Below are 13,701 nucleotides of genomic sequence, written 5' to 3'. Positions count from 1 at the left end.
CTGATGGAAGCCGGATGAAGCGAGAGTTTCACGTCCGGTTTTGCGAGCAGCTGAGGGGGAAGTTCCTTTGGCTGACTTACCGGAGGAATAATTTCCCCCGTACTGGCCAACATGACGCTTGACGGTTTTGAGAGCGCTGTGAAAACTGCAGTTTCTTCAAAAAATAAAGTCTGTGTCGTTCGTTATGCTGACGATTTCATTATCACTGCACACTCAAAGAAACTGTTAGAACTAGCAGTAAAACCAGCGATTGAGCAATTTCTGAGTGAGAAAGGCATTCAGTTTTCGGAGGAGAAAACCAAGATCACCCATATTGATGATGGCTTTGATTTTCTTGGGTTCAACGTGCGTAAATACAACGATAAACTATTGATTAAACCCAGTCGTAATTCGTGAAAAATTTTCTAGAAGAGTTGAAGGAAATTATCAAATGTAACCAATCGTCAAAAACTAGCGACCTACTGTATAAGCTGAACCCTAAAATATTGGGATGGTGCTATTACCAAAGGCACGTAGTATCTAAAGCAACATTCAGCTATATCGACACAAAACTGAATGAGGCTTTAATACGTTGGATCAAACGTAGACATGGTGATGTAATTCAAAATGTCCTGTTGAGCTTCCCATAGAGTTTGATAATCCCTCCTGGAATGGTTCATTATATTACAACCGGGAATCTATTTCCAAGGAAGTACCGTACCAATTTAGGCTATAGTTCCCACCTGCGCGGGAACTATAGCCTTTTTCCTTAACCTAATGGGAGTGAGCCTACTTGCTCTATCGGCTGAATAAGCAGTCTATTCAATCCATTCCGGTAATGGAGTTACATTTCGATTCCATAGTCAATATAATCATCATCCAACTCTTCCTCTTGACTCGAAACAGCAGGTTCTAAATCGGAATCATAAATTGGCGTTTCAACTGTGTTATTGTTCCACCAGGCTTTAAGTTCAGCAATCAATTTGGCAATAACCGCGCGTAAATTGGCAAATAGAGGACGCTCACCTCGAAGTGTCGCCATAAAATCAGGAAACAGTGCACCGCGCCCCTCTCTCCAGGCATAAAAGTCAGCAAACAAAGCACGTTCACCTCGAAGTATTGCTGTTTCCTGAGCAAATAAGCTGGAATAAATACAAGCCTGACCATCATCAGCGGGATCATAACGGCGTTGCACTTTAATCGCTTGTTTTTGGGGTTTAAAAAATCCCTGTTGATTTTGTATCGCAGCATAAATGGTGAAGGATTTGTCCGAATTAAAGTCAGATTGCCCCTCTTTAACAAAACTAGCAACATTCTTTTTCCATCGAGTAGTAAATTTTTTGAATAACATGGCAAACTCGTTTTTATTACCTTCCTCAATAGATACTAGTAAAGGTTCTTTTTTAATATCCCAATCCTTTTGCAGATCATTGAGGCATTTTTGCCAGGTTTCCAGATATTTCACTTGCTCAACCGGATTTTTCTTAGCAAGACTTGCCAAAAAAACCTGATGAATATTTTCCAAGAAATCCGCATAAAGTTTGGAAATTTCTTCTTGGGAAACTGCATTTAAGGCCATTTCTTTTTGTACTTTGTCAATCTCATTATAAATATTGTAAGTAGAACCATTTAGCTTACAATCCGGATCAGATAAATCAGGAATCATGCGATACTCACCTAGTTTACCGAATCGTCCCGTACGGCCTTTAATTTGTATTTCATCTTCCAGAGTTGGAACATAGGCCGCAAGAACCAATAATTTTTCTGCGTTAATATCCACACCACGAGAAAACATGCCTGCGGTAGAAACGGTAAGAGATCCGGGTTCACCTGCTTCTGCAATTGCAGTGACTTCATCGTTCTTTTCTGTCAAACCATGAACACGCTTATGTTTAGCCACTCGTGTCATGAATTCGCTATCAGCGATCAAGGTAGCGTAAATTTCTTTACTCTGTTGATCATTTTTACAAATCAGTAAGGCAGACCCAGGTGGATTCTGACTTAATTTTTCAATGATACTTCGTTTAATAAATTCAAGTTGCTGTGTCTTATCTTTTGCCGCCCAAATTTTTTGGTCTTCACGACGTAAAATTTTCTGGCGAGGAATGCGAAGATAATCAATGTTTTCATAATTAATCGCTTTATTCGAACTAGGTCCCTCTCTTCGACTAGATCCACTCACGCCGAAGGTTTGGCCTTTGTCATACAGAGCCATAAATGAAACAGGATAAGAAGCCCGTTGGGTGGCATTTTCTGGCTGGATCACAAACTCTTCTTTACCTGCTTTCTGATTTTCAATAGCACAAAGACATTGATGAACTCCGTCAGAAAAAGAGCTTCCTTCAACAGGACGGCCATTATCAAGTACCAATACTTTACGTGTGTAACGTGTATAGCCTTCTATATCACGCACCGCAAATAATTTTTCCTCTGTATTTTCTGTGACTTTATAATCATGGTCCTCCTTCAGATGCAACGCAGTGTAAGCAGCGTAAAGCCAGGTTATCAATTGAGCTCCATGATTTTTTCTCAAACTGGCTATGCTGGACTTGTGAAGATCATCCTTATCATGGATAGCAATAAACTCCACTAACTTATCGGTTAATCCCATGTTCTCAACATCAAATTTTGTACGTGGATTTTCTTCCAGTGTTTGACTAACAAAATCAACTAAAAATGGATAAATCCAGATGAAGCCACTTAATTTTTTAGATTTAGAGGCATAATTGTAAGAATCCTGACTCTTGTCATGTTGAAATTTATCAACCTCATCCACTAATAAACAGCGCTTTTCTTCTTGTTCCTCAAGATAGGCGAATGAATCCAGATTGATATCACTTTTATTACGCAGTAATAATAACTGACTGTTATCGGAGAAATTCACACCATCTTTTTGATACAGTTGCTTGGGGGTACTTAAAGAGATCAGGCTGGTTCTTATACCTAGGGCACTAAAGAACGCGTTATAAGTCAAATAATCTCTTTCAGCCAGTGGCATGTCACTGGTCATAAAATCAACTGTCTTGCCGTGAGCAACTTGGCAGGCAGCCAGAACCATCATAATTCGTGATTTACCTTCCCCAGTATCAATTTCACTAATTAGCTTATGATTTGCATTGGTCAACATGGCATAGAGAGCCATAATCTGCGTCGTATTGAGTTCCTGACTAATCCATTTAGGAGGAATTCCCTGATCAAATTGGGCTGTTGTTCGTGCCAACATTTCAATACAGGCACAAAGTAACGTCAGCTTTTGATCCTTATCAAGAGGATTTTCTTCTTTAAGTGTAATAAAGATTTGACGCAATTCCTGTACAGACAGACCGCGATTTTCCCTGATTTTTTCTTGGATCGTATCAGCCAGCTCCGCAGTGAATAAAGACGGTTCGACCCCAATAAATTTCAATTTTTGACTATCAAATTCCTGGCGATTAAAAGCAAAATCAAAACGTCTTTTTCCATAAGGTCGCATACTGAAAGTCTGATATTTAGCTTTGAATTCATTTTCGGATAACCATTGGCGGATGGTTTTTATTGCAGGGTAAGGAGGATGCGCACACTCCGCTTCAAGAATCGGGAATAAGCGAGTATCACTCTTGATTTTAAGGATCAACTTGTCGAACCCATCAAGAGATTGTTTATTTTGTACCAGGTTATTCACCATGTTCAAAAAGAATTTTTGTTGCTCAGCATCTTCGAGAACAGCGACTTGTTTCCAGAGTTTAACCAAGCTCTTTGGATCTTGATTAAAATTAGCAAGTATTGAAAAAAAGGTAAGCATGTCTTGTTGTGCATCTTCATCATTTCCTGAATGAAGCATTTGTGCCATTGAGCGAATGCATTGAGTAAATTTGACAACATTTTTAAAATAAGAAGGGGTATTTTTATCAGCTATATGGACAAAGGCATCCAATAAATGTTGTTGAATATGGGGATGCGCTTCACTAATATTTTTCAACGTTTGAAGAATATCATTAATATGGTCTACAAAATTATTGTTGAATACGTCAGGACTGCAATTGAGTACAATTGTTGCTAGAAGATCCTGAATATTTAGAGAACTGATTGTCCCCTGAGCTTTTCCAAGAGGTTTTATAGTTTCAATGAATAAATTGAATTTGTTAATTAATTCATTATTATTACTTTTTTCAATTTTGTTGCGAAAGAATATTTGATTAAAACTTTCCAATGTTCTTTGCTGGCATAAAAGAGTAAGTAAATGCTCAAAGATTTTAGGATTCCGAGGCATATATTCTTTTATGGATACTAGTCTTGTTGTGAACTCAGTAAAATCAGCACTGGTAATCAATTGGCTTAAGCAAATAAATGTTTCATTTAATTGCTCCAGTTCAAGAGTGGTAATCGAATTATTTTTTCGAACCATAGCCGATTCAATGCTTATTATTGCTTCAGTTTGTTCTTTAGAAAGATGCAAATTGTGAACATTGAGTTTTTGCTCTTCACTCAAGCCTTCTTGAGCATCTATTAATTGCTCTTTCTTTTTTTCAAAATAACCCTGTGGGAATGAAGCTGAAAAATTACTTTGCATGTACTCAAGAAGCGGTATTAATGTATAGGTTCGTGTTCTGGTGCGAAGATCTTCAACTATTTTGATTAAAGTTTCTTTATCTTGTGGTTCGATTACATCTTTAAAGAAACCCAAACAATAAGTCAGATCTTTGCGAACGTCAAAAGACACTTGCGACAATGAATTGATTACTTCGTTGCCATCAGTTAAGTCCTTAATCTGAAAAGTACTTAAATAGGGAATGAGTAACGCGGCAGCATGACGATTTTTTTGGTGCAAATCGTATTGCAGTTCAACATATTTTTGCACATCAAGAAATAACCATTTTTTATCAACAAAATAAAATCGAGCGCCATCATAAAAATCAGTATTGTACATGGAAATGAGAGCATTTAATTTGTCGGATAAACCAACCAGGTTATGTAACGGATCTTTGGAAATGCCCTTAGCTAGCAAAACTCCTTGCGGTGTTAATGCTTCAATGTGTTTCTTGATGCATTCGGCCATACTGTGTAAGAATGGAATATTGGGAAATTCATCAAGTCGATTAAGATGAACAATAAAATTGTTTTTTATTTGTTCACCACCGAACCATTTTGCCACAAGCTGCATCGTCAAACTGACCGTGGTTATATTGTCTATATTGTGGCAAAACTCATTCCAAACCTCTAATTCCTTAATTTCTTCTTCAGTCGTTTTTGAGACATGCCCTCTTCCTGAAGTACTTCCAGCGAGTATTTGTTGTATTTTATTTTTCTCAGCATCCTTGAGGTTCATCGAGTCAATTTTTGCCAACGCTTTTTGGTAAAATTCCATGGAATTACGTTGTGGCTGATAGGCTAAATAACGCCAAAAATCTAATCTGCCGTTTATTTTCTTTGATTTTTCAACTGTTCGAATAAAACTGAACTCAGTATCTCCATTATAGCCACTTGCAAACATTTCTGGTAAGACAAAACCACAAGGATGCTCGGTGTTTTGATAATCAGTGATTGCCCGTAAGGCTCCATATCCCTTAGTTAAGGATAACTTGGGCAATTGTTGCCATTGACTCTCGCGGTCTGATTTCTTTAAATTGGGTTGAGTTAATAGTGTATCCCAGCGGCCCAATAAGATAATGGGATTAAAATCTTTCCGGAGAGCGCCAAAATCATAAGGATAAAATTCAAGCCCCTGACGCTTAAGTGTATTAGAAAAAGTAATAAACGCATCTTTTAATTCTTTTTCACTACAATAAGCAGTCTTATCGTTAGAAATAATGTGACTACGTAAATACTCATACCATTGAGATTGAGGAGGGGGAAATCCGTGCTCAAATTGGAAAGACTCGTCAACGGGTTTAAGTGATAAGATAGCTGCTAAAGGATTGGTCTGAGGACGATGAGTGGCTAGATAATCACTGAAATGTAATACATCACGCACCCCTCCATGCTGAGGATTTTTGGTTAAGAAAAAACCACTGGGCAAGTGATGAAAATCAATACCACTTTCTTTAAATAAGCGGTAATGTCCAAGAATCATCTCACAAGAGTCTTTAGTTAGGTAACGGACATCTGGATTGAGTTTTTTAAATGTACCATCAGAATCATTACCGAAGAGATTATGCCAGATTTTGTGAGGAGCATCCGTGGATTTAGGATAATATTGTTGAAATAAAGTGATAAATTCACTGAGGCCGACTATTTGGAAATTAAAATTATCTGAATAATAATCTTCCTGCGCAACTTCAACTTCGGTTGTACTCTCAACGACATAATCAGTTTGGATTCCTGCTTTAACTCTCGACATAAAAACCTCAGTTAAGATGATTAAAAAAATCATATTGTTTTTTTTTGGCGCAGTATAATAATTATTAGTGCACTTGTAAATAATTTAACAGGCAAGCGTCGTTTGAGATGTCAAGCCCAACTTACTTGTAGGCATCGTTAATTTAACTTTTGTTAACGCAAGAAAGAGCGTCTGGTTGAATTTTAGGCGCAAAAAATCTCGGCGGCAGCCGCTATCGAAATTTCTTTAGCGTTATGAAATTGGATTCTCTGCTGTGATGCTGATTTGGTGTACCGTCCAACGGCAACTGCAATGTCATACGTCAGTTGCCATTCACTGTTATTGACCAGCAGTCTTTACGCTAACCTTTTAGCTGATACAGGTTGTATCCTGGAAGATCCATATCTTCAATACACTGCGCCGTATGTAGTGTGGCTAATTCTAGCCTTAGTTTGCTCTTATGCTTTGCTTGTATGCCAGAATAAAGAAAAGTAATTTTTTATTATAACCATTTTCGATGCTTAAAATATTTATACGGCAACCATGCAGCGGATAATATTAGACCAATAGCAAATAAGTACCCATATTTCCATGACAATTCGGGCATGAATTGAAAGTTCATTCCATAGATGCTCGCAACGAGTGTAGGAGGTAAAAAAATAACTGCTGCAACAGAAAAGATCTTAATAATATTGTTCTGCTCAATGCTAATCATGCCTAATGTTGCGTCTAACAAGAAATTCACTTTTGTTGACAGAAAATTGGCATGGTCACTTAATGAGGCAACATCTGTACTTAAGGTTGCTAATCGTAATTTTCCTTCCTTACCAATTCTTGAGTGTGCTGTTTGTCCAAAGAATGAAATGAAACGATTGAACGTTACCAGGCTCTCACGAGCTTTCGTGTTAAGATCGCCATGTACACCTATTTGTTGCATAAGCTGTAGATAATCAAGTTTTTCTGTTGAGTTATTCTGAGGTCCAAAAATAGTTTTAGAATAATGATCTAATCTGCTTCCAAGAAGCTCTAAGATATCGGCTAGACGATCAACAGTTGCATCTAATAGTTCAATAAGTAAAGTTACAGCATCACGTTGGGTGGGCTCCATTTTTTTTACTTTTGAGATAAATAGTTTAAAAGATTGCGACTCAATGTAACGTATAGTAATTAACTGTTTCTGCGTTAGAACAAAGGTAACAGGGTCAAGTTGAGGATCAGGCGAATCGGATTGAGCGAGCATCATCGCAGTCATAAAAAGAACATCTTTTTCCTTATATAGCCGGCTAGATAATTCAATTTCGACCATTTCTGCGCGTGTGGGGATATTTCGACCCATGTATTGTTCGACTTGCTCTTCCTCTGCTATTGATGGAGAAAATAAATCGATCCAAATAGAATCTTCAAGTGATACTTTATTTTCAATAGTGATGATTTGTGGAGCAATCATTTTTCGGTTTAAATATGAAAGCATAAAAATCCATTTGAGTTATATTAATTTTTTATTCTTCATCCAAAGATCCATTGTAGTTATTCACAAGTCTTAAATGAACAATAGCCCATCTTTTATGCACCGATCTAGCTGATATTTAGGCTGCATTTTCTATTTTAACAATTAACCCTAAATGATCTCGATCAATCATATCTTGCAAGCAAAGCCGAACGAATTGTTTTTTGAATAGCCTAATAATTCAGCAGCTTTTTTAGGGCTAATAATTCTTCTGCCATGCTCTATATCACACAAAACCTGTCTTGAAACACCTAGAGTTTTAGCAAATTCGACTTGACTTAGTTCCTCTCCTTGACGAATAGCAAGGATAAAAAAACCTAAAGTTAATTTTTCCCCCATAAGACTTTCAAGATATCCTAAAGTTTTTTGTGTATTTCTAGTAATCATATTTGTTCACCTCAATAATTTCAACGACTTCTATTTGTCCCGCGTTATTAATAACATAAATGGCTCGATACGACTTTGATAATCTAATCGAACGCCTTCAATACCCAATAAGATAGCAATATGTACACCAAATTGATTTTATTTAGATCAAAAAATGGTTTTTTTATGTAAAAGGAGGAAGTTATTCCTCTAGGAAAAAAGGGCTATACTTAAACTTAACGGTTGAAAAATATCATCATAAGGATAAATTTCAAATGGAATTTCCGTGTGTTCCCCACGCGCAGATAGAAGAAAAACTGGTCACCGAATCCTATATGCATTACTTTATTTTACTGTAATGCTCCTAAGTGCTGATGTAGCTCATCAATCATTAATAAAAACATTTTACTTAGAAATATACAGCTCTAATCTTTTATCTGATTTAAAACGCAGTGAAGCAAATTTTCGTAACACGATTGAAAATGCCCTCTTTGGAATGGCAATTGTCTCTCCAGAAGGAGAATGTTTACATGCCAATCCATTGACTTAGTGATTACTGTATGTGACCAGATGGCTAGTGAGCGTTGTTCCCTTTTCCCAGGCCAACTCAAGAACCACCACAGTTGAACGCTGGTCTTGTGATTCTGATGCAGTCATTTTGGTGAGTGAGGGTATAAATTTAGTCTACCGGCTTCAATGAGACAGTGAAAAATATTACCTTTCGGATGACTCGTGTGGCTCTAGTTGACGATTTTTTATATCTAAGATTAATTGCAAAAATGTTCTTTTCACAGTTAATATAGATGGGCAAAATGTATTAAGTCTTTAAGGATAAAACAGAATTTATGAAGTCCTAATGCTGATGATTAATTCATAATGGAAATATCAAATAAGACCATTTCAAATAATTTTATTCTATGGATGGAATAATTAATGCAAAATAATTTCGTTTTTTTGCAGTATAGTTGGTATGATTTCTTCTGGTTGTTACGCGGCAACTATCGGTCCCGGAACTATAACATCCACAGTCAACATATCTGATGGCAGTACTTCAACTATTGTTAGTAATACAACCACGACTGGAACCGGGACTTATGGTTTTCTTGGTACTACTTATTCTATCAGTCAACTTGCTGATTATCATATTGTTACATCAGGAAATGGGAGCTATGGTATCTACTCATCCAGTGCTAGTTCAAATATACATGCCTCATCTGCTGATGATTCATACTACGGGCGCTAGTGCCTTTGGAGGTATTAGCTATAACGGTGGTAATTTATCCCTTGAAAATAATCACATTGTGACAGAAGGAAGTTCTGCATATGGGGTTGTTGTTTATTCTAATCCAAGTACTTTATTGCCGACACAAACAGTCATTTCGAATTCTTCAATCACAACGTCAGGTGCAGCAGGACAAATTAATGGCGATACGCAAAAATTTAAACAGATAAAAGCTGGTTGGAGCAAAGTAGATGCCTATACATTGGGCGTATTGGAGCGCGACTTTCCAAAGATTTTAAAGTCACAATACCCCAAAAACAGTTTGTTTCTGATATGACCGCTTGGTTAAGACCCAGTCTATGGCGAAAATTCAAAGGAAATGCGGTTACTTCATTTTCCTCTGAAACAGGTCCAATTCCATTTACTTCGGAGCACAGAGGGAATTGGTTTGAGATTACAGGAGGGTTTACTGCAAAGGTTAAAGAACATATCAAACTCTATGCAAGCGCTAGCTATGATATAGGCCTAAATAATATGAATAATAGCTATGCATATAATGGCAGTATTGGTGCCAACCTTGTATGGTAATTAGAGGTCAGTCAGTGTGGAGTTATCATCGGTTTAATGCCACTGTGTTGACCCGCTGGATGTGCCGAAAAACCCAAACAACCGCTATTTATTTAAATTTTACTGATGCACGCGTCATAGAAGAATTTAGTCCCCAGTGCCAAGAAAAATAATGTGGCTGATTTCGGCAATTTAATTTGGCTCTTTTCATTAAAATTTTCAGCATTCGTAAAAAATGAAAGGCAGCTCTTTATGGTGAATTGAACCTCACTTACGTGACATAAGGATTGAAATGATGAAAAAAAATATTAATAGTAAGATTTTGATTGCCCTGTTATCATGTCTGTTATGGACAGTAGCACATGCAGCTAAGCCGCTGTGGACTATCGTTCCAGCACCAGGAAGCAATCCAACGCAAACTGTCCTTGAAAGTGAAGCAGCTAATGTGCTGTATGTGGTACAAAATCAATCAAACAAACCTAAAACACTGATGATGCAGCCTATATCAGGAATTACCCAAATCACGCCCTGTCAACTAGCCCCAAAAGGAAGAGCTGGGGACGGCTGTACCTTAAATCTTGCTATTAAAGGTAGCGCACTTCCCAAAAGTGGTATTCATGAAGGTCCAATTCTCTGCCAGGCGAACCCTGATAACAGCCCAAACCCAAACCAATGTTATCGACCAAGTGGTACCAACAGCCTAAATATTACTCGGGTCTCTGTTACAAGTGCTGCGATTACACTGGCTCCATCCACCTTGCTGTTTGAGGTAAATTCAATTGGCAGTGTCACCGTGACTAATAATGCGAATTCTTCAGGCGCAGCAAACAATGTGGTTGCAACAATTCCAGAGGGCAGCAACATAGTAGTACAAAGCTCAACATGCGGATCGAGCCTTGCAATTGGGGCAAGCTGTACGATTACGTTTACTGCAAACATGCAGGAAGGACCAACGCATCTATCTATCTCAGGGGACAATACCAACACAGTAAATGTCGATATAACAGTGACTACTCAACCAATTATAAGTATTACGGGTCCTATACAGCAAAACAGAATTGTTGGGGTGTCTGGGGCGTCATTGTTTTTAGTACTCAATAATGATATCACCAGTTTGGTGAATGCCAATATGGTTACGGTGAGTAATAAGGGTACCTGCCTTGGCCTTTCCGTAGATGATAGTGACTGTACTAGCGTGGTACCGGGAGGTAACTGCACGCTGGAGTTGACTTCCAGCACCCCTTATGCGCCGTGTATGATTACAGTAAGTGGCAACAATACAGCCAATAGCCCTGCTACATTAATTGCCTTTTCTTATTTAGGAGGGCTGGTATTTGAGGAAAACGGAGGCAGTGGCAAGGTTGTCAATGAGGTAAATACTACTAGTAGATGGACAAATAATAGCCCTCCATCTGACATATCTGGCGCAACCAGCTTGAGTGATGGGCTTGCCAATACTAACGCCATAGTGGCTAATGTATCCTGTTCAGGAAATACTGCTAACTGTGCAGCTTATGGGTGTAGAAATTTGGGCGGTATCTCAACACCAGACTGGTATCTTCCCGCAGTAAATGAACTCTCTACAATTCATGGCGTGCTGTGCTCTAACACCGCCATTCCCTGTAACTTTGGCGGGTTTTCCTCTGGGTACTACTGGAGCTCATCGCAGATAAATGCCGTTTCTGCGAGAAATGTAAATTTCCCGTTCGGTGCTCAGCTATTGGATTCTAAGACCACAGGATTGCGATTTCGATGTGTTCGGAATTTTCCTTAACCCAAAGAGGAAAATACTAAAGATCATCTAGCTTCTTTTCCCTATATTAATCATCAAGAACAGCTTTTCATAAAATATGAAAGGCTGAAATTTTAACTCAGATTATTGGTAGGTAACGAGACCACATTGCTGTGCTCCCGTTACCTACCAAAGTTATTCGACTATCTCCGGCTGCATGGCAGTACATTAATTAACAAGAAGAAATGTATTAAATTACATGAGATTATAGAAAAGTTGGTAACCAATAGAAAAATCAATTTATTGGCTACAGCCTAGATTGGTAAAGGGGTATAAGGGTGTTGTGGAAAATTTCGTACCTTCCTGCAAAGAGTCCCTACTCCCTTTTGCTACTTAATTTTTCAATAAAGCCACTCTAGTGGCCTTATAATATATTAAAAATTTAAAGCTCGAGCGCACCTAACGTTATAAGAAACACTCTTACCATTGATATTTTGGGCGCTGCCGCTACCAAAAACCTGCCAATAAGCTAAACCCGCAGGCCCACTGGGACCTTCTGTAGAGCTCCAGTAAGTACCAGAGAGGCCTCCAAATCCAAGCAGTGCAAGATTAGTATTAATATTAGCAAGGCCAGTTGCACAACCGGCTCCTAAACCTGATCCGCCCATTTGGCAAATTGCAGGCAGATACCAAGTACCAACCGAAGCACCACCACTTGTTCTATTATAACAATCCAAACCAGCAGTTGGGCTAATACCGTTATTCTTAATCATGGCGGTATTGCTAAACCCATTAGTAAAGCTTCCTGCATTAGTTAATAGATAATAACCCCACTTTTGTGAAAAAGTTGCAGTATCTATAACCTGCACCGTTGTCATATCCGTTATTTCCCAAACGAGAAACCCCTGTACCGTAAACGCTAATGCCAACTTGGGCGCATTGCTAATATTATCACCAATTACGGGAATATTTCCTTGAGCAACATAGGGCTTTGTAGTGGTAAAGGTTATAGTACACGTGCCATTATTAGGGGCAATACTGGTACAATTACTCGCATCTTGGGTTACGCCAGTCCAACCTGATGGCAAAGTAACAGAAACATTATAAGCGGTAAAAGTCGTGCCGGTATTGGTAATGGTGATGCTTCCTGAGCCGCTACCAACAGGAATGGTTCCAGTTGCATTGACAGACAAGGTGGTCGTATTGTTTGCACAAGAAACAAGGATATCCGTTACATTAGAACTGCCCATAGTGCCTGTACCATTGCTCACGGTACAAGTTTGTAACCCAGGCTGGGAAGATACAGTTACATTATAAGTGCTCCCGGCAGCAACTACAGTTGCAAAAGTAAAACTCCCATTAGCACTTCGCGTCAATGTATCACCACTATTGTTTTGTAAGGATACAGACCCCGACAGACCTGAAATCGTGCCACCTAGAGTATAAGTATTTGTAGAACAGGTTACCTGCACCGTAGTCACTGCTGAGCTGCCCATAGTGCCTGTGCCATTACTCACCGTACAGGTCTGCGTTGCTGGTTGTGACGAGATAGTAACACTATAAGTGCTACCCTCAGCAACTGCCGTTGTAAATGTAAAACTTCCACCAGAGTTTTTCGTCAGAGCGTTACTGCCATTGTTTTTTAAGGTGACAGAGCCTGAAAGCCCTGTAATCGTACCGCCAACCGTGTACGTGTTGGTAGAACAGGTTACCTGAACATTTGTCACAGCCGAACTACCCATAGTGCCTGTACCATTGCTCACCGTACAGGTCTCGGTGGCCGGTTGTGACGAGATAGTAACATTATAAGAAGTCCCTTGAGCCACTGCTGTTGCAAAAGTAAAACTCCCATCAGCGTTTTGCGTCAGAGCGTCACCGCCATTGTTTTTTAAGGAGACAGAGCCTGAAAGCCCTGAAATCGTACCGCTTAGGGTATGAGTGTTCGTAGTGCAGTCCACCTGAACATTTGTCACAGCCGAACTACCCATAGTGCCTGTACCATTGCTCACCGTACAGGTCTCGGTGGCCGGTTG

General features: G+C 38.9%; 9 protein-coding genes and 1 pseudogene. 6 read left to right on the top strand and 4 right to left on the bottom strand.

Annotated elements, in window-relative coordinates; genetic code table 11:
- Positions 1 to 87: 87 nt before the first annotated feature.
- Both ACQY7T_RS03285 and ACQY7T_RS03280 read left to right on the top strand, forming a co-directional pair.
- A complete protein-coding gene (locus ACQY7T_RS03285) occupies positions 88 to 396 on the top strand; it encodes a reverse transcriptase domain-containing protein (protein WP_428411286.1) in 309 nt (102 codons plus the stop codon).
- On the top strand, positions 393 to 629 hold the full coding sequence (locus tag ACQY7T_RS03280) for a group II intron maturase-specific domain-containing protein (protein WP_428411285.1): 237 nt from the start codon (positions 393 to 395) through the stop codon (positions 627 to 629). Before ACQY7T_RS03285 ends, ACQY7T_RS03280 begins: the two co-directional genes overlap by 4 nt.
- 194 nt (positions 630 to 823) lie before the next feature.
- On the opposite strand, the gene ACQY7T_RS03275 is transcribed toward ACQY7T_RS03280, so the two are convergent.
- From ACQY7T_RS03275 to ACQY7T_RS03265, 3 genes are all read right to left on the bottom strand, one after another.
- Positions 824 to 6,295, bottom strand: coding sequence for a helicase-related protein (locus tag ACQY7T_RS03275; RefSeq protein WP_428411284.1), 5,472 nt, complete (start codon positions 6,293 to 6,295; stop codon positions 824 to 826).
- A 481-nt stretch (positions 6,296 to 6,776) separates the two neighbouring features.
- Positions 6,777 to 7,745, bottom strand: coding sequence for a magnesium/cobalt transporter CorA (gene corA / locus ACQY7T_RS03270; RefSeq protein ID WP_428411283.1), 969 nt, complete (start codon positions 7,743 to 7,745; stop codon positions 6,777 to 6,779).
- A gap of 165 nt (positions 7,746 to 7,910) precedes the next feature.
- Positions 7,911 to 8,168, bottom strand: a complete 258-nt coding sequence (locus ACQY7T_RS03265) for a helix-turn-helix transcriptional regulator (protein WP_428411282.1) — start codon at positions 8,166 to 8,168, stop codon at positions 7,911 to 7,913.
- A gap of 265 nt (positions 8,169 to 8,433) precedes the next feature.
- Here ACQY7T_RS03265 and ACQY7T_RS03260 point away from each other — a divergent pair, with 265 nt between their 5' ends.
- The 4 genes from ACQY7T_RS03260 (at position 8,434) to ACQY7T_RS03245 (ending at position 11,710) form a co-directional block, all read left to right on the top strand.
- On the top strand, positions 8,434 to 8,697 hold the full coding sequence (locus ACQY7T_RS03260) for a hypothetical protein (protein WP_428411281.1): 264 nt from the start codon (positions 8,434 to 8,436) through the stop codon (positions 8,695 to 8,697).
- Between the two features lie 544 nt (positions 8,698 to 9,241).
- Complete coding sequence (locus tag ACQY7T_RS03255) at positions 9,242 to 9,706, top strand: hypothetical protein (RefSeq protein ID WP_428411287.1); 465 nt, start codon at positions 9,242 to 9,244, stop codon at positions 9,704 to 9,706.
- Positions 9,607 to 9,957, top strand: coding sequence for an autotransporter domain-containing protein (locus ACQY7T_RS03250; protein ID WP_428411280.1), 351 nt, complete (start codon positions 9,607 to 9,609; stop codon positions 9,955 to 9,957). Before ACQY7T_RS03255 ends, ACQY7T_RS03250 begins: the two co-directional genes overlap by 100 nt.
- A 271-nt stretch (positions 9,958 to 10,228) precedes the next feature.
- Positions 10,229 to 11,710: a DUF1566 domain-containing protein gene (locus tag ACQY7T_RS03245; protein WP_428411279.1), complete on the top strand. Its 1,482-nt coding sequence runs from the start codon at positions 10,229 to 10,231 to the stop codon at positions 11,708 to 11,710.
- 392 nt (positions 11,711 to 12,102) lie between these two features.
- On the opposite strand, the pseudogene ACQY7T_RS03240 reads toward ACQY7T_RS03245, so the two are convergent.
- A pseudogene (locus tag ACQY7T_RS03240) lies at positions 12,103 to 13,701 on the bottom strand (hypothetical protein); the annotation flags it as partial.

The sequence above is a fragment of the Legionella sp. genome, from assembly GCF_965140895.1.
GTDB lineage: Bacteria > Pseudomonadota > Gammaproteobacteria > Legionellales > Legionellaceae > Legionella.
The sequence above is the reverse complement of the archived record's forward strand: the minus strand, read 5'-3'. Positions and strand labels throughout refer to the sequence as shown.